This is a genomic window from Catenuloplanes indicus, from assembly GCF_030813715.1.
In the GTDB taxonomy this organism is placed as follows: domain Bacteria; phylum Actinomycetota; class Actinomycetes; order Mycobacteriales; family Micromonosporaceae; genus Catenuloplanes; species Catenuloplanes indicus.
Genome location: NZ_JAUSUZ010000001.1, coordinates 402,735 through 419,584 on the forward strand (window position 1 = coordinate 402,735; position 16,850 = coordinate 419,584).

Below are 16,850 nucleotides of genomic sequence, written 5' to 3' on the forward strand. Positions count from 1 at the left end.
GCCATTTTCCCTGATCACGGCCGCTTTCCCGGGCAAACACGACAAACGCCCCGACAGCCGGCAGCCAGGGTCTCGGACACCTAGGCTGAACGTGGCCTACCTATCCCCGCCCCGCGCGGCCATGCTGGTCCCACGGCCGCGACGAAGGGGGTGGAGATGGACGACAACGCGCTCGGCGAGTTCCTGCGTCACCGGCGGGAACGGCTCCGTCCCGAGGACGTGGGGCTCCCCGGCGGCGGCCGGCGCCGCACCCCCGGCCTGCGCCGGGAGGAGGTGGCGACACTGGCCGCGCTGTCGCCGGACTACTACTCCCGGCTGGAGCAGGGCAGGGTGCGCACCCCGTCCGCGGCGGCGCTGGCCGGCCTGGCCCGGGCGATCCGGCTCACCGGTGACGAGCAGGACTACCTGTTCCGGCTCGCCGGTCAGCAGCCGCCGGAGTCGCGTTCCCCGCTGGCCCACGTCGACCCGGCGATGCTCTACCTGCTCGACGAGCTCGACCGGACACCGGCGCAGGTGGCCGACGAGCTGCTCACCGTGGTCGCGCAGAACCGGGCCGCGCGACACCTGCTGGGCGTCTGGACCGGGCTGCCCGGCTACCGGTCGAACGTCACCTGGCGCTGGTTCGCCGACCCGGCGTCGCGGGACGCCAACGACCCGGCCGAGCACGAGCTGATCGGCCGGGCCTACGCGGCCGACCTGCGCGCCGGGCTGGCCCATCGCCCGGGCGGCAGGTCGCGCCGCTCGCCTCGGCGCCCAAGCTGCTGCGGCACCCGCTGGTCGGCGAGCTGCACCTGCAGTGCTGGTGCCGCCGGCCATCCGGACCACGCTGATGAACCAGCAGAACTCGGAGGTGGCGATGCCGCTGGACGACTTCCTGGACGAGGTGATGAGCCTGCTGGAGGCGGACCCGAAGGCCGGGCAGATCCTGGTCGAGCGGGTGAGGTGGCAGCGCGACGCGGTCGCGGAGGGCCGCTACGCCGACGTGCTCGGCGTGCTCAGCGGCCGCTACCGGTCCTGAGTGGCCGGCCGGGGTCCCGGGCTCCGGGACCCCGGCGGCGTCGTCAGAAGTCGTCGTCGAACGTGACCGAGCCGGTCACGCCGACCTGGTAGGCGGAGACGCGGCGCTCGAAGAAGTTGGACAGCTCCTGCACGTCCTGCAGCTCCATGAACGCGAACGGGTTCACCGAACCGTACATCGGCGCGATGCCGAGCACGGCCAGCCGGCGGTCCGCCACGTGCTGGAGGTACTCGCGCATGTCCGCCAGGGACATGCCGGAGACGCCCTGGTCGAGCAGGTCGGCCGCGAACTGCACCTCGCACTCGACGGCCTCGGCCAGCATGTCGCGGACCTGCCGTTCCATCTCCGCGTCGAACAGCTCCGGCTCCTCCGCGCGCACGGTGTCGACCACGTCGAACGCGAACGCCATGTGCATCGACTCGTCGCGGAACACCCAGTTCGTGCCGGACGCGAGGCCGTGCAGCAGGCCCCGGGAGCGCAGGAAGTAGACGTACGCGAACGCGCCGTAGAAGAACAGGCCCTCGATGCAGGCGGCGAAGCAGATCAGGTTGAGCAGGAACTTCCGCCGGTCGTCGCGGGACTCCAGCGTCCGCATCTCGAAGATTGAGTCGATCCACCGGAAACAGAACTCGGCCTTGCGCGCGATCGACGGAATGTTCTCCACGGCCGCGAACGCCGCGAACCGCTCCTTCTCGTCCGGCACGTACGTGTCCAGCAGGTTCAGGTAGAACTGGACGTGCACGGCCTCCTCGAACAGCTGCCGGGACAGGTAGAGGCGGCCCTCCGGCGAGTTGACGTGCTGGTACAGGTTGAGCACCAGGTTGTTGGCCACGATCGTGTCGCCGGTGGCGAAGAACGCGACCAGCCGGGAGACCAGGTGCTGCTCCGCGGGTGAGAGCTTGGCCAGGTCGGCGAGGTCGGCGTGCAGGTCGACCTCCTCCACGGTCCAGGTGTTCTTGATGGCGTCCTTGAACCGGTCGAAGAAGTGCGGGTACTTCATCGGCCGCAGCGTCAGGTCCATTCCGGGGTCGAGCAACATGAAGATCGAATTCCTTCGGGGGTACGTGGTGAGCGGTGCTACTGGCAGGCTTCGCAGGACTCGGGGTTCTCCAGTGAGCAGGCGAGCGCCTCCGCCGCGGAGACGGTGACCGCGGCCGGTGCCCGCACCGCCACGGTCGCCTGCTGGATCCGGGTGGCCGGCCGCGAGCGCAGGTAGTAGCTGGTCTTCAGCCCGGACTTCCAGGCGTACAGGTACATCGAGGACAGCTTGCCGATCGTCGGCGCGCTCAGGAACAGGTTCAGCGACTGCGACTGGTCGATGTACGGCGCGCGGGCCGCGGCCAGGTCGATCAGCGCGCGCTGCGGCAGCTCCCATGCGGTGCGGAACAGCTCCCGCACGTCCGCGGGCAGCTCCGCGATGCCCTGCACCGAGCCCTCGGCACGCTTGATCCGCTCCCGGATCGGCGCGGTCCACAGTCCACGGGCCTTCAGTTCCCGTACCAGATAGGTGTTGATCTGAAGGAACTCGCCGGACATCGTCTCGCGTTTGAACAGGTTGGACACCTGCGGCTCGATGCACTCGTAGGCACCGGCGATCGACGCGATCGTGGCGGTCGGCGCGATCGCCACCAGCAGCGAGTTGCGCAGCCCGGTCGCGGCGATCCGCGCCCGCAGCGCCGCCCACCGCGCGGTCTGCGTGGGCGTGGCCCCCCACAGGTCCGGGTGCAGGTCACCCTTCGCGGCCCGGGTCTGCGCGAACGCCGGGTGCGCGCCGAACTCCTCGGCCAGCGCCGCGGACGACTCCAGCGCGGTCAGGAAGATCTCCTCCTGGACGCGGGTGGACAGTTCCTTCGCCCCGGCCGAGTCGAACGGTAGCCGCAGCGTGAAGAACGCGTCCTGCAGGCCCATCAGCCCGAGCCCGACCGGCCGCCAGCGCGGGTTCGACGCGGCCGCCTGCACCGACGGGTAGTAGTTGATGTCGATCACCCGGTCCAGGAAGACCACCGCGGTCCGTACCGTGGCACGCAGTTTCTCCCAGTCGACGCCGTCCGCGGTCACGTGCGCGCCCAGGTTGACCGAACCCAGGTTGCAGACCGCGGTCTCGTCGTCCGAGTTCACCTCGAGGATCTCGGTGCACAGATTGGACAGGTGGATGGTGTTGCCGGGCACGCCGGTCTGGTTCGACAGCCGGTTCGACGGGTCCTTGAACGTCATCCACCCGTTGCCGGTCTGCGCGAGCGTGCGCATCATCCGGCCGTACAGGTCGCGTGCCTTGACCGTCTTCACCGCCTTCTTCTCCGCCGCGCGGTAGGCGTCGTCGAACGCCGCGCCGTACAGGTCGGGCAGCTCCGGCGCGTCGGACGGGTCGATCAGCGACCAGTCCGCGTCCGCCTCGACCCGGCGCATGAACTCGTCCGGGATCCAGTTGGCCAGGTTCAGGTTGTGGGTGCGCCGGGACTCCTCGCCGGTGTTGTCCCGCAGCTCCAGGAACTCCTCCACGTCCGGGTGCCACGGCTCCAGGTAGACGCACGCCGCGCCCTTGCGCCGGCCGCCCTGGTTGACCGCGGCCACACCGGCGTCCAGCGTCTTCAGGAACGGCACGATGCCGTTGGACCGCCCGTTCGTCCCCCGGATGAGCGCTCTCCGGCCCCGCACCCGGGACCAGGAGATGCCGATCCCGCCGGAGAACTTCGACAGCCTCGCGACCTGGTGGTAGCGCTCGTAGATCGAGTCCAGCTCGTCCCGCGGCGAGTCGACCAGGAAGCAGGACGACATCTGGGTGTGCCGGGTGCCGGAGTTGAACAGCGTCGGCGAGCTGGGCAGATAGGCCAGGCTGGACATCAGGCGGTAGAAGCCGATCGCCTCGTCCACGGTCCGGGACAGGCCGCAGGCGACGCGCAGCAGCCAGTACTGCGGTGTCTCGACGACCCGGCGGGTGTGCGGGTGGCGCAGCAGGTAACGGTCCGCGACCGTGCGCAGCCCGAAATACTCGAAACGCAGGTCGTTGCGCGTGTCGATCGCCGCGTCGAGCGCGTGCCGGTGCGTCTCGGCGAACGCTGCGGTCTCGTCGCCGATCAGCCCCTCCCGGTGCGCCAGCGCGATCGACTCGGCGAACGTGCCGACGCCCTGCTCGGCGACCTCCTCCTCGACCGCCTTGATCAGCAGCCGGGCCGCGAGCCGGGAGTACTGCGGCTCCTCGCCGATCAGCTCCGCCGCGGTCTGGATGGAGAGCTTGTCCAGTTCCTCGGTGGTCGCGCCGTCGTACAGGCCGCTGATCGTCCGGGTCGCCACCCGCAGCGGGTCGACCTCCGTCAGGTCCCCGGCCCGGCGCTCGACCGCACGCACGATCCGGTTGACGTCCACGGGCTCCAGTGCGCCGTCCCGCTTGCGCACCCGCATCGTGCTTCGTGGCGTCTGCTGCGCCGGTACCGCGGTCTCGGTGACCGTCATCCTCGTTCGCTCCTCGCGAGTCCGAATCCCTCGATGAGGTCCTCGGACCGCGCGGGCGCAGGCCACCACCGGGCACGCGTGGATCGCGGCCGCGGTGGCTGGTCGGCGTCGGCCGTCCCGCGCGGCCTCGGACCACCGCGCGTCCGTTTCGGCGCGGTGCGCTGGCAGGTCTTCGGACTCGCGGGCGCCGTGCTGCTCTGCCTACCGGCCGTCGCTTCCCAGGCGCCTGTGACGACACCCAGTGCTTGTGACGGCTTTCGTTCCCACTCACCGCTGCGGGGCAGTCCCGGATTTCCACCGGGTTCCCTCTTGCCTCGGGCACCGCGTCGCCGCACCGCCCGAACCAGCTGCGTGCAACACCATATCTGGGTACGCCCGCCACGCAACCCACTACATCTCGTACCAGCGTGTCGCCAACAACACAGTGCTCCCGGAACGGAGCCCCCGTGTCCACGACGGACCACCGCGATACTTCTATGTGCGTGGATACCCGCTTCCGGCTCCGGCTCCGGCTCCGGCGGAAGGAGCATCCGCATGGTCGAGCTGCGCACCGGCGCATCCACCGATCGGGACCGGATCCGCCGCCTGCGACACCGCGTGTTCGCCGAGGAACCCGGCCAGCGCGAGACCACCACGGACAGACGGCTGCACCACGCCCCCGACAATCCCGACGTAACCATTGGGACTCAAGATCCTTCCATGCACCACCGCCCTTTCACTCGGCCGGAAAGGGCGTGGCGGATGGAAGGATCTTGAGGGTCGCGTCGACGGCGGAGAAGCTCACTCCCCCAGCGGACCCCGGCCACCCCGGGAATCCTCGCCTCCCCGGAGCCGTGACCCGCCGGAGGCAGCCCTTGACCTTCTTCCCTCAGAGACTCGCGGCTCTCGACCTGTCACCCACCGAACCCGGTCAGCGGTTGTAGCGCTCCCGCCGCACGGATGGGCGGCGCCCGCGGATGAAGCTGTGCTGGAGCGCGTCGATGATCATGTCCGCAGCCGATTCCGGAACCTCGACCAGGGAGAACCGGTCGGTGATCTGGATGGCGCCGATCTCGCGGGAGTTGATGCCGGACTCGCCGGCGATCGCGCCGACCAGATCCTGCGGGCGCAGCCCGGCACGCCGGCCGAGCCCGACGAACAGCCGGGTGACCCCCGCGTCGGACGAGTGGTCCCGCCCGGACCGGCCGCGGTCGCCGGGACCGCCGTCCCGGTCCCGGTCACCGAAGCGGCCGTCCCGGTCACGGTCGCCGGAGCGGCCGTCCCGGCGGCTGTCCCGGCCGCTCGGGCGGTCGTCGCGGTTCCGGGGGGTGCGCTCGCGCGGCGGGACCGGCGACGGGATCTCCTCCTCGTCGTCGTCACCGCCGGCCGCCTCGTGCAGCAACTTGATCGCGGCGAGTGCGACGTCCTCGACGTCGTGCTCGCCGGTCAGCGACTCGAGCACGACCCGGAACCGCTCGAAGTCGCCGCCCTCCAGCGCGGTCTCCAGCGACGCGCGGGTCAGTTCCAGGCGCCGGGCGCGCAGGTCGGTCACGGTCGGCAGCTTCTCCAGCGTTATCCGCTGGCCGGTCAGCCGCTCGATCGCCTTCAGCATGCGCTGCTCGCGCGGCTCCGCCAGGGTGATCGCGCACCCCTCGCGGCCGGCCCGGCCGACCCGGCCGATGCGGTGCACGTACGCCTCCGGCGCGACCGGCACGTTGAAGTTGATCACATGGGTGAGCTGTTCCACGTCCAGGCCGCGGGCGGCCACGTCCGTCGCCACCAGCAGCTCGGTGGTGCCGGCGCGCAGCCGGTTCATCACCCGGTCGCGCTGGTCCTGGCTCATCCCGCCGTGCAGCGCCTCGGCGCGATAGCCGCGCCCGTTCAGCGTCTCGGTGACCTGGTCGACCTCTTCCCGGGTACGGCAGAAGACGATCGCCGCGGTCGGCGCCTCGACGTCCAGGATCCGGCCGAGCGCGGCCGCCCGGTAGGGCCGGGCCACGATGTAGGCGCTCTGCCGGACCAGCGGCATCTCGCCCGGCTCGACGGTCTTGCGGCCCATCGTGATCCGGACCGGTTCGCGCAGGTGGCGGCGCGCGATCGCGTCGATCCGCGGCGGCATGGTGGCGGAGAACAGCACGGTCTGCCGTTCCGCCGGCGTCTCCGCCAGGATCGCCTCGATGTCCTCGGCGAAGCCCATGTCCAGCATCTCGTCGGCCTCGTCCAGCACGACCGTGCGTACGTCGCCGAGGTGCAGCGTGCCCCGGTCGATGTGGTCGAGGACCCGGCCGGGCGTACCGACGACCACGTCGACACCGCGGGCCAGCGCGCCGAGCTGCCGGCCGATCGGCTGGCCGCCGTACACCGGCAGGACGCGGACGCCGAGTTCCTTGCCGTACCGGTGCACCGCCTGGGAGACCTGTTCGGCCAGCTCACGGGTGGGCACCAGGACGAGCGCGCACGGTTCGGTCTCGCGCCGGTTCGCGTCCAGGCCCTGCAGCAGCGGCAGCGAGAACGCGGCGGTCTTGCCGGTGCCGGTCGCGGCCTGGCCGACCAGGTCGTGCCCGGCGACGAGCGGCGGGATCGCCTCCCGCTGGATCGGGGTCGGCTCCTCGTAGCCGAGGGTGGTCAGCGCGCGCAGCAGTTCCGCGCGCAGACCCAGCCCGGAGAAGCCTGCCTCGGTGTCCAACGGTTCGTGTTCCATGAGGTCAACGATAGGAGACCTGCCGGACCGTACCCCCGATGGGGTTGTTTGTCAGTTTTGAAGCTGTTGATCCGGCACGTCGCCGGTGCCGGCCGGGGTCATCCGGCCGGCATCGCGCGGCCGTCGTCGGGGGCACGAAGTAGTAGCCGCCGCCGAACGGCAGCGTGTAGCGTTCCAGCGCCTCGCCGGCCAGGCGGCGCTGCACGGTGGCGAAACGTGCTCGACGTCCCGCTGGTAGCTGATGAAGATCTGCCCCACGTCGGACTCCCGGCGGTACGAGTAGCCGCGCCGCAGCATCCGTGGGCGCTCGCCCGGGTTGGCACGGCGGATGTGCGCGTCCAGCGCGATGATCCGCCCGTCCGGGTCGGCGCACCGCGGCGTCCGGGGACGGCGGGTGGTGGCCGGCGATCCGCCAGCTCCAACCGCTCGGTCTGCGCGTCCGCGGTACCGGCCATCCGCGTCACCGAGTCGGCCCGGCCCCGCGCGTTGTGGATGCACTCGGTGCGCCGGCCGAGCTGGTCGGTGCTGGAGGTGCGCGGCATGCCGGACGCGTCGTACTGGTAGGTGACGGTCCGCGCCAGCGCGGTGCCGTGCGCGCTGGTGTCGGTGAGCACCGAACCCTGCGTCCTCGAAGGTGAACCGGCGGCGGGCGCCGCGCGGGTCGGTCATCGTGGTCTCGGTGACGGCCCCGTTGACCGCGGTGTGGTTGGAACCGTGCGATCCGGCTGCGCTCACGCACGCCGGCGCGCGACACGGCAGGATGCCGGATCTGCTGTGGGATGCGGTCAGGAACTTCTTCGATGACCGCACCGAGGGCGGCCGTTCGCCATGAGCGCGGAGCCGAACCGGAGAACCCCGCCGCCCCCGCGTCCGAGGGGACGCGGGGGCGGCGCGGGTCAGAGGCCGAGGGTGGTCCCGGGTCACCGGGTTCGTGTACTCGTTGATCCGGTCGTCGCGGAAGGTGCGGCGACGGACGTACCTGTTGCGGTAGGGAGCGCCGGTCACGTCGGCGACCGGCCGGGCGATGACCGCACCGGCCGGGTCGACCGGCACCCCGGGCCGGAAGCGGTGCCGGCCTCCGCTCACTCCGGCGTGCCGGGTGCGTGGCACGGCGCGCGGAGTGCCGCGCCCGGCGCCGGGGACCCCGGCGCCGGAGACGTGGTCATGCCGGCACGGTCAGTTCGGCGCGGTGCGCGGCCAGGAAACCGGCCAGGCTCTGCCAGCCCGGGTGCAGTTCCCGCGCGACCGCGGTGTCCCGTCGCCCGGTGTACGACTCCGGGAACTCCGCGTAGTACTGGAACATGTTGCCCAGCTCCTCCGCGCCCGGGAAGCCGAAGCCGCGCAGCTGGTCGTGGGTCGGCGGCCGGTACGCGACCGGCTCGCCGAGCACGTCGCCGAACGCGGCCGCGATCTGCTCGCCGGTCAGGTGCTCGGTCGCGACCGGCACCGTGGCGCCGATCGTCTCGTCCGGCCGCTGGAGCACGCGGGCCGCGATCGCGCCGAGGTCGTCCATGGACACGCCCGCGATCGGGGCGTCACCGGTCGCCAGGTGCAGCGCGAGCGTGCCGTCCGGGTCGCGCTGCGGCGCGAGGTTGCCGAGCAGGTTCTCCCAGTAGAACGACATCAGCAGGTACGTGACCGGCAGCCCGGACGCGGCGAACAGCGCGTCCGCCGCGCCGCCCTTCACGTCGAAGTGCGGCACCCGGTAGCCGCCGTCGAGCATCGGCATCCGGTCGTCGCCGGCCGGGATGGCCTCGCGGGTGTCCTCGAGCGTGGACCACAGCACGTGCCGCAGCCCGGTGGACTGCGCGGCGGCGATCAGGTTCGCCACCTCGGCGAGTTCCCGCTCGGGCGAGCGGTGCTCCCAGTACGGCGTGACCAGGAACGCGCCGTGTGCGCCGTCGAACGCGGCACGCAGGCTGCGCTCGTCGTCGAGCGTCGCCTCGGCGAGTTCGGCGCCGAGCGCGGCCAGCGCCCGCGCCTTGGGCGAGCCGGCGTCGCGGGTGACGGCGCGGACCGCGAACTCGCCGTCGGCCAGCAGCGCCCGGGCGACGCCGCCGCCCTGGGCTCCGGTCGCGCCGAGCACGGTGATCAGTTTCTTGCCGGACATGGTGGTCTCCTGTCGTACCGATGTGGTGCTTCCGATTCGAAGCACTTCTGAACCATAGCTCGTTTCGAATTCAAAGCAAGTAGGATGGGGGTGTGAGTGATGCGACAGCCGGCCTGACCCCCGAGGAACTCGGCGCGTACTTCGCGCTGGTGGAGGTCGCGAACCTGCTGCAGTACGCGGTGGACGGCCACCTGCGTGCCGAGGGCGACCTCAGCTACCTGCAGTTCCAGATCCTGGCCACGCTCAACGACGCGCCCGGGGGCCGGCTGCGGATGACCGACCTGGCCGACGGGCTGGTGCACAGCCGCAGCGGCCTGACCTACCAGGCCGGGCTGCTGGACAAGCGCGGTCTGATCACCCGTTCGCCGTCGCCGGACGACGAGCGCAGCGTGATGGTGACCGTCACCGACGCCGGCCGCGCCCTGGTCGGCCGCGTGCTGCCGGGGCACGTGGCCGATGTCCGGCGCCTGCTGCTGGACCCGCTGGCCGACGGCGACCTGGCCACGCTCAACGACGTGCTCGGCCGGGTCCGCCGGCACATGCGGGCCACGCCGCCCCGGTCGGCCAGGCCCAGGGCGAGGCGGAAGAGCTAGTCCTGTATCGACGTGGGGTCGGAGCGAGGCGTGGTCCGGGTGTCGTCCGGGTGTGCCGGGTGGAAGCCCTCGTACCGGTGTTGTATGTGGGCTCTTGCGACGTGCGGCCAGGCGGCGCCCGGGCCTCGCCGCAGCCCGGCCATCCACGTCGATACAGGGCCTAGACCGTGATGACGGTCTTGCCGGAGACCGCGCCCGGCTCCGCGTGCACCGTGGCCAGGCCGGCCAGCGGCACCCGGCGGGCGACGTCGACGGTGAGCTCACCGGCGTCGACCCGGGCGGCCAGGCCGGCCAGCTGTGCGGCGTCGCCGCGGACGAACAGATCGATGCCGCGTACGCCGCGCGCCTCGTCGGACGGGGCCGGCATCCAGACCGTGGTGTTGACCAGTACGCCGCCGTCCACGATGTGCGGGACCAGCGCGGCCAGCCGGTCCGGGGTGACCGGCGCGAGGTTGAGCACCGCGTCGACCGGCTCGGTGACGGCGCCGGCGTCGCGGTCGAGGACCTCGTCCGCGCCCGCGGCGCGGGCCCGGTCCGCGCTGCGCGGGCCGGTCACGCCGATCACGTACGCACCGGCGCCCTTGGCCAGCTGCACCGCGTAGGCGCCGACCGCGCCGCCCGCGCCGTTGATCAGCACACGCTGACCCGCGGTCAGCTTCGCGTGGTCGAACAGCGCCTGCCACGCGGTGAGGCCGGCCACCGGGAGCGCGGCCGCGTCCGCCAGCGGGATGCTCGCGGGTGCGGGCGCCAGGATGCCGGCGGGCGCGAGCACGTATTCCGCGGACGCGCCCACCGCGACCAGGCCGAGGAAGCCGATCACCGCGTCGCCGGCCGCGAACCGGTCCACGCCCTCGCCGAGCGCGTCGACCGTGCCGGCGACGTCCGAGCCCGGTGTGTGCGGCAGCGCCACCGGGATCGGGCCGCGCATGTAGCCGGCCCGGATGTTCGCGTCGACGCCGTTGAACGACGTCGCGGCCACCCGGATCCGGACCTGCCCGGGGCCGGGGACCGGCCGCTTCACGTCCTCGAGGCGCAGGACGGACGGGTCACCGTACTCGTGGAATCGCATGGCCTTCATGGCCGGACCCTCCTTCGCGAAGAGTTGCTTCGATTTCGAAGCTGCCGCGAACCGTAGCACGCTTCAGATTCGAAGCACTTCGGGAAGGGGTGTGACGTGTCGGACGGCGGCCGGCGGCCGGAGCCGCTCGGTGAGCCCGGCAGGGCCGTGAGGACCAGCGACCCGTGCGACTGCTGCGGACGGCACCGACCCGCGCTGCCGCTCGATCCGGTTGTCGTAGCCGGCCGGCATCCCGGCCGGCGCCGCGACCTCCTCGCGGTGCAGCCCACCGGCCCGGCGCCGGGCGCGCTGGGCAGGCCGGCGTCCTCCGGCTGCAACGCCTCACGGCGCGTCCGGAGGACGCCGGCGAGCTGTGCCCGGTCCATCCGGCCTCCCATGGTGTGACCGCTCCAGCCTGGCCGAAACGATCACCGGGTGGAGCGACCGCGGCTAGCCGGCCGGCGTGAGCGCGGCCGCACCGAACGACACGGAGAACCGGATGCACCAGATGGCGACGCTGTCCAGCGCGTCCAGGTCGGTGCCGGCCGGGATCGCGTAGGTCTGGTCGCCGCGGTTGCCCTTCAGCGCGCCCAGCTCGACCCGGTCGCCGTCGTCGAAGACGTACCAGCCCTCGGTGCCCGGCCGGACCGGCTGGTCGGAGAGCCAGACGCGCAGGTCGGGACCGTCGGACGTGTCCAGGCCGACGAGCTCCAGCGTGTGCGAGCCGTCCGGGTGGCGCACGACCCGGGCGGTGCCCTCGGTGGCGTGCTCGTGGCTGATGAACGTGCCCTGCCGCACGACCGACGGCCCGGACGGCGGTGCCGGCTCCGAGGCCGACGCCATCGCGGAGGTCATCGGCATCGCGGAGTTCATCGGCATCGCGGAGTCCATCGGCATCGCGGAGGTCATCGGCGCCGGGACGGCCGCGAGCTCGTCGTTGACCTCACGGTCGGTGACCAGCTTCCACGGCTGGAACCAGTAGAGAGCCGCACCGGCGACGACGGCCAGGCACAGGGCCACCGCCCAGGTCGCGGGTGCGCGGAGAAGTCGGATCAGCATGTCCTCAGTAGACCGCACACCGGCCCGGTCGGACCCTTACCGTTCGGTGACGGCGGCCGGCAGCCGCACCTCGAACCGGCAGCCGCCGCCGGCGTTGCGCACGCCGACCCGGCCGCCGTGCGCCTCGACCAGCCCGCGGACGATCGCCAGCCCGAGGCCACCACCGGTGTGCGCCGGGTCCGGCGTGCGTGACCGCTCGCCGCGGAACGCCACGTCGAAGACCCGGGCCAGGTCCGGTTCCGGGATGCCGCCGCAGGTGTCGGAGACCGCGAGCCACACGTCCGAGTGGTCCCGGCCGGCCTCGACGCGGACCGTGCCGTCGGCCGGCGTGTACCGCACCGAGTTGATCAGCAGGTTGCTGATCACCCGGGCCAGTTCCCGTTCCGACGCCCGGACCACCGGCCAGCCCGTCTCCGGCGCGTCCAGCGTGATCCGGCGGCTCGCGGCCAGCGGCGCGACGCCGGCCAGCGCGTCGGACACCAGATCCCGCAGCGGTACGGCCGTGGGTGCCAGCCGCAGCGCGCCCGCGTTGATCCGGGACAGTTCGAACAGGTCGTCGACCAGCTGCGCCATCCGGTCCGCCTCGACCCGGATCCGCCGGTGGTACTCCGCCGCGGTGGCCGGATCGCCGACCACGCCGTCCTCGAGCGCCTCCGCCATCGCACGCAGCCCGGCCAGCGGCGTGCGCAGGTCGTGCGAGACCCAGGCGACCAGCTCACGGCGGCCGGCCTCGATCCGGCGCTCCCGGTCCCGGGCCGCGCGCGCCCAGACCGCGGCCGCGGCCAGCCGGTGCCCGAACAGGCCGCCGACGAGCAGGCTCACCACGGCGGACGCGCCGACCGTGACCAGCACGACGCCCAGGTCGTGCCCGGACAGGAACATCGCGTACGCGACCGTGACCACACCGGCGACAACCGCCAGCACGGTGACGGCCAGCAGCAGCAGGATGTGCACCAGGATCGACCGGCCGCGCAGCAGACGCAGGGCCAGCGCTCCCCCGGCGCCGACCACGCCGCCGGCCAGCAGCGCGTACCCGCCGATCAGCAGCAGGTCGGTCATCGGCCGGTCGTCTCGTAGCGGTAGCCGACGCCCCAGACCGTGTGGATCCGGCGCGGCGCGGCCGGGTCGTCCTCGATCTTCTCGCGCAGCCGGCGCACGTGCACGGTCACGGTCGACTGGTCGCCGAACTGCCAGCCCCACACCCGGCTCAGCAGGTCGGTGCGCGACCAGGCCCGGCCGGGACTGCCGAGCAGGAACGCCAGCAGGTCGAACTCGCGCACGGTCAGCGACAGCGGCACCCCGGCCCGGGTGGCGATCCGGCGCGCGGTGTCGACGACCAGGTCACCGTCCGCGAGCAGCAGCGGCCCGGCCGGCGCCCCGGTGGTGCGGCGCAGCACGGACCGGATCCGCAGCACCAGTTCGCGCGGCGAGAACGGCTTGGTGACGTAGTCGTCCGCGCCGACCTCCAGGCCGAGCACCCGGTCGGCCTCCTCGCCGAGCGCGGTCAGCATGACGACCGGCAGGTCCGGCTGCTCACGCCGCAGCCGCCGGCAGACCTCGAGGCCGTCCACGCCCGGCATCATCAGGTCCAGGACGACCAGGTCGGGCCGCGCCGCCGCGATCGCGGCCAGGCCGGCCGCGCCGTCCGCGGCCAGCCGCACCTCGCAGCCGTCCTGCTCCAGGTAGCGCCGCACGACGTCGCTGACGATCGGATCGTCGTCGACGACCAGCACCGAATGTCCCACCCGGGTCAGGCTACCCAGCCCGGCCGGCCCTGGTTCTTTCGGATTCCTTACGTTCCACCGGAACGGCTGATGGCGCGGGCCGGGGCCGGTCAGCGCCGGAGCGCCTCCCGGTCCGGCTTGCCGGCCGGGGTCAGCGGGATCCGGTCGAGCACGGTGATGCGTGCCGGCACCGCGTCCGCGCCCAGTTCCGCGCGCACCAGGCCGCGCAGCAGATCACGATCGAGATCTGCTGCCGCGGGTACGACGTACGCGTGCACCGCCTCGCCGGTGACCGGGGACGGCTCCCCGGCCACGCACACCTCCGCGACCGACGGGTGCGCCGCGAGCACCCGCTCGATCGGGACCGCGTACTGCACGTTCGCGTTCACGATGATCACGTCGCGGGTGCGGCCGGCCAGGTGCAGGTAGCCGTCCGGGTCGAGGCGGCCGAGGTCGCGGGTGCGCACCCAGCCGTCGGCGAAGACCGCGGCGGTCTCCGCGGGGTCGCCCAGGTAGCCGCAGGCCTGTCCGGGCGTGCGCACGAACACCTCGCCGATCTCGCCGGGCGGCACCGGCCGCCCGCCGGAGTCCCGGATCTCGACCGTGTTCTCGTCCGGTGGCCGGCCGACCGAGGCGCGCACCCGCGGATCGGCCATCTCCTCCGGCGCCGCCATCGTGATCATGCCGGTCTCGGTCTGCCCGTACCCGTGGAAGATCACCGGGCCGAGCACGTCGATCGCCTCGGCGAGCAGCCCCGGGTCGAGCGGTGAGCCGGAGACCATCAGCGCGCGCAGCGTCTGCGGACCGGCCCGGTCCGCGCGGGCCGCCCTCACCAGGGCGCGCAGCTTCGCCACGGTGATCACGGTGGACGTGGCGCGGTGCCGGACGATCGCGCCGGGCAGGTCCGGCGCGGCCGCGATCAGCGTGCCACCGGCCGCGAGCGCCATCGTGCCGTACTCGAACATCACCTGGCTGGCGAGCGTGCCGAAGACCAGGTGCCGGCCGAGCCGCGGGGCCAGCCGGCGCAGCGCGAGCGGCCACCGGTCCGGGTGCGGCGCCCAGCCCGCGGCGAGCGCGGCGTAGGTCTGCAGCGCGCCCTTCGGCAACCCGGTGCTGCCGCTGGTGTGGATCACCCGGGCGATGTCGTCCGGCCGCGCGGCCGGCACCGGCTCCTCGTCCGGGCCGGCGCGCAGCGACTCCACGGTGAGCAGGCGCGGCACCGCGGGCAGCGACGCGGCCCGGCCGGCGTCCGCCACCACGGCGATGTCGCCCTGGTCCAGCACGTGGGCGAGGTGCCGTTCGGGCAGGCCGGGCCGGATACCGGTCACCCGCGCACCCACCGTGTGCGCCGCGAGCACGGTGGCCAGCGCCTCGGCCGTGACACCGACCGCGAGCGCCAGGCCGTCGCCGGGCCGGACGCCGGCCCCGGCCAGGCCGCCGCTGATCCGGCCGGTCAGCGCCAGCAGTCGCGCGCCGGTGGTGGCCCGGCCCGGTTCCTCGAAGACGACCCGGTCACCGGCCGCGTGCAGCAGGTCCAGGAGCACACCGGGGTACGGCCGGTCAGCCATCCGCGAGGCACTCCTTCACGAAGACCTCCAGCGGCATCCGGTGCACCGCGGGCAGGTCCCACTCGTTCTCCAGATTCTCCGCCAGGTGGTGCTCGCCGGCCGGCACGCCGTCCCGGTAGTGCCGGACGACCGGGTGCAGGTAGCTGGCGTCGTGCGCGGCCAGCGGGTCGTTCTCCGCGATCCGCGGGACCGTGATGTCGAACGGGTCGACGGTGTCGTGGTCCGGTCCGTACTCCAGCGTGACCACGAACGCGTGCGCGGGCGTGCCCAGGCCGCCCTCGCGGTGGTACGCGACCGGCACCTCCTCGTGGTAGCGCACGTCGGAGCCGGTCACCGTGACCACGTCGCCCAGCACCGCGAACTGCTGCCACAGGCCCGACGAACGGTTGACCCGGGCGATGATCGCGTCGGTGATCCCGTCCCGGGACAGCGCGGTCGCGGGCCACGGCGCACGCTCGTACCGCTGGGTCAGGATCCGGTGCAACGCGCGCACGGCGTAGCGGAAGCCGTGGATGAAGCCGCTGGTCGACTTCTTGAAGTCGCGCTGCTGGGTGAGCGTGCCGGCGAAGAACAGGCCGGGCACGCTCACCGACTCGAACGCCGGGGTCTGCTCCGGGAACCGGTCGTTGATCACCAGCGCGGGCCGGGCGGAGTCGTCGAAGATCGAGGCGTCGAAGCGGAAGCCGGTGCACAGGATGATCCGGTCGTAGTGCAGCACCCGGATCGCCTCGTGCGTGCGCGCGTAGCGGAACTCGACCCGGTAACCGCCGTCCGCCCGCTTCTCGATCCGCTCGACCGTGCCGTCCAGCACCGCGTTGCCGGACTTCAGCTGGTAGGTGTCCAGGAAGTTGTTGTTCACGGCCCGCAGGTGCCCGACGTAGTGCGTCTGCCAGGCGAACCGCACCGCGTGCGGGCCGGCCACGTGGGTGACCGCGGTCGTCTCCATCAGCGCGTCCGCGGTCTCGAACGCGGAGTTGCCCTTGCCGATGATCAGCACCCGCTGGTTCGTGAAGTCCGCCGGGTCCACGCTCACCGTGTCGTAGCGCTCGGCCAGCTCCGCGCCCGGGATCGGCGGCACGTACAGCCTCGAGACGCCGGTCGCGACCACCACCGCGCGGGCCCGGTGCACCGTGCCGTGCGCGTCCTCGACCGCGAAGTCGCCGTCGCCGTCACGGGACACCCGGACCACCGCGGTGTCGTACGAGATCCTCGCGGCGAGCGGTGCCGCGATGTCCGCCAGGTAGCGCAGCAGGTCGTCCGCGGCCGGGAAGTAGCGGCGGCTGTAGTTGCCGAACCGCAGCGCCGGATCGTCGGTCAGCAGCGAGTTCCAGTCCATCCGCAGGTTGCGCTCCGGGTCGGTGTGCCCGGTGTAGACCTTGTTGATGGAGATCAGCTGCCGGTGCCGGGGGTAGGTGGTGAAGAACGTGCCGGGCGCCGGGCCCGCCTCCAGCACCACGAAGTCCCGCCCGTCGCGGTCCAGCAGCGCGGCGAGCTGCACGCCGGCCGGGCCGGCACCGATGATCAGGTAGTCGCGCGTCATGCCGGGCGACGCTAGTCACGGGTTCTCAGAGCCGTTCTGAGAAGCGCTGCC

The 16,850-nt window shown here is 72.7% G+C and carries 16 protein-coding genes and 1 riboswitch; of the genes, 5 read left to right on the forward strand and 11 right to left on the reverse strand.

The window, feature by feature from the left end:
* The first annotated feature begins 156 nt into the window (after nt 1-156).
* Entirely contained in the window at nt 157-1,110 is a 954-nt protein-coding gene (locus J2S42_RS02210; protein ID WP_307234675.1) for a helix-turn-helix transcriptional regulator, read from the forward strand.
* On the opposite strand, the gene J2S42_RS02215 is transcribed toward J2S42_RS02210, so the two are convergent.
* Both J2S42_RS02215 and J2S42_RS02220 read right to left on the reverse strand, forming a co-directional pair.
* Complete coding sequence (locus J2S42_RS02215; RefSeq protein WP_307234677.1) at nt 1,062-2,057, reverse strand: ribonucleotide-diphosphate reductase subunit beta; 996 nt, start codon at nt 2,055-2,057, stop codon at nt 1,062-1,064. The genes J2S42_RS02210 and J2S42_RS02215 overlap by 49 nt on opposite strands.
* 38 nt (nt 2,058-2,095) lie before the next feature.
* A complete protein-coding gene (locus J2S42_RS02220) occupies nt 2,096-4,468 on the reverse strand; it encodes a ribonucleoside-diphosphate reductase subunit alpha (RefSeq protein ID WP_307234679.1) in 2,373 nt (790 codons plus the stop codon).
* 146 nt (nt 4,469-4,614) lie between these two features.
* A riboswitch (cobalamin riboswitch) is annotated at nt 4,615-4,831 on the reverse strand.
* A gap of 171 nt (nt 4,832-5,002) precedes the next feature.
* On the opposite strand from J2S42_RS02220, the gene J2S42_RS02225 reads away from it, so the two are divergent.
* On the forward strand, nt 5,003-5,224 hold the full coding sequence (locus tag J2S42_RS02225) for a hypothetical protein (protein WP_307234681.1): 222 nt from the start codon (nt 5,003-5,005) through the stop codon (nt 5,222-5,224).
* A gap of 154 nt (nt 5,225-5,378) precedes the next feature.
* Here J2S42_RS02225 and J2S42_RS02230 read toward each other — a convergent pair whose 3' ends face one another.
* Complete coding sequence (locus tag J2S42_RS02230) at nt 5,379-7,148, reverse strand: DEAD/DEAH box helicase (RefSeq protein WP_307234684.1); 1,770 nt, start codon at nt 7,146-7,148, stop codon at nt 5,379-5,381.
* 51 nt (nt 7,149-7,199) lie between these two features.
* The gene (locus tag J2S42_RS41850; RefSeq protein WP_370879136.1) at nt 7,200-7,445 is read right to left on the reverse strand and encodes a hypothetical protein; all 246 of its coding nucleotides are present in this window, start codon (nt 7,443-7,445) and stop codon (nt 7,200-7,202) included.
* Between J2S42_RS41850 and J2S42_RS02240 the strand changes: the two genes are divergently transcribed.
* Nucleotides 7,365-7,712 carry a hypothetical protein gene (locus J2S42_RS02240; RefSeq protein WP_307234688.1) on the forward strand — a complete coding sequence of 116 codons (348 nt, stop codon included), beginning with the start codon at nt 7,365-7,367 and terminating at the stop codon, nt 7,710-7,712. The two genes, J2S42_RS41850 and J2S42_RS02240, sit on opposite strands and share 81 nt — an antisense overlap.
* Before the next feature lie 115 nt (nt 7,713-7,827).
* Nucleotides 7,828-7,980: a hypothetical protein gene (locus J2S42_RS02245; RefSeq protein ID WP_307234690.1), complete on the forward strand. Its 153-nt coding sequence runs from the start codon at nt 7,828-7,830 to the stop codon at nt 7,978-7,980.
* 330 nt (nt 7,981-8,310) lie between these two features.
* Here the strand turns inward: J2S42_RS02245 and J2S42_RS02250 are convergent, their stop codons facing one another.
* Nucleotides 8,311-9,258 (reverse strand): NmrA/HSCARG family protein, encoded by a 948-nt coding sequence (locus tag J2S42_RS02250; protein WP_307234692.1) that lies wholly within the window; start codon nt 9,256-9,258, stop codon nt 8,311-8,313.
* 92 nt (nt 9,259-9,350) lie between these two features.
* Between J2S42_RS02250 and J2S42_RS02255 the strand changes: the two genes are divergently transcribed.
* Nucleotides 9,351-9,851: a MarR family winged helix-turn-helix transcriptional regulator gene (locus J2S42_RS02255; RefSeq protein WP_307234694.1), complete on the forward strand. Its 501-nt coding sequence runs from the start codon at nt 9,351-9,353 to the stop codon at nt 9,849-9,851.
* A gap of 160 nt (nt 9,852-10,011) precedes the next feature.
* On the opposite strand, the gene J2S42_RS02260 is transcribed toward J2S42_RS02255, so the two are convergent.
* The 6 genes from J2S42_RS02260 to J2S42_RS02285 form a co-directional block, all read right to left on the reverse strand.
* Nucleotides 10,012-10,929, reverse strand: a complete 918-nt coding sequence (locus J2S42_RS02260) for an NADP-dependent oxidoreductase (RefSeq protein ID WP_307234696.1) — start codon at nt 10,927-10,929, stop codon at nt 10,012-10,014.
* 429 nt (nt 10,930-11,358) lie between these two features.
* Nucleotides 11,359-11,967 (reverse strand): DM13 domain-containing protein, encoded by a 609-nt coding sequence (locus J2S42_RS02265; protein WP_307234698.1) that lies wholly within the window; start codon nt 11,965-11,967, stop codon nt 11,359-11,361.
* Nucleotides 11,968-12,003: 36 nt separating this feature from the next.
* Complete coding sequence (locus tag J2S42_RS02270) at nt 12,004-13,026, reverse strand: sensor histidine kinase (protein ID WP_307234700.1); 1,023 nt, start codon at nt 13,024-13,026, stop codon at nt 12,004-12,006.
* Entirely contained in the window at nt 13,023-13,712 is a 690-nt protein-coding gene (locus J2S42_RS02275) for a response regulator transcription factor (protein WP_307234702.1), read from the reverse strand. The genes J2S42_RS02270 and J2S42_RS02275 overlap by 4 nt, the downstream gene beginning before the upstream one ends.
* Nucleotides 13,713-13,801: 89 nt before the next feature.
* Nucleotides 13,802-15,259, reverse strand: coding sequence for a class I adenylate-forming enzyme family protein (locus J2S42_RS02280; RefSeq protein ID WP_307234704.1), 1,458 nt, complete (start codon nt 15,257-15,259; stop codon nt 13,802-13,804).
* Nucleotides 15,252-16,799 carry an NAD(P)-binding domain-containing protein gene (locus J2S42_RS02285; RefSeq protein WP_307234706.1) on the reverse strand — a complete coding sequence of 516 codons (1,548 nt, stop codon included), beginning with the start codon at nt 16,797-16,799 and terminating at the stop codon, nt 15,252-15,254. Before J2S42_RS02285 ends, J2S42_RS02280 begins: the two co-directional genes overlap by 8 nt.
* Nucleotides 16,800-16,850: the final 51 nt, after the last annotated feature.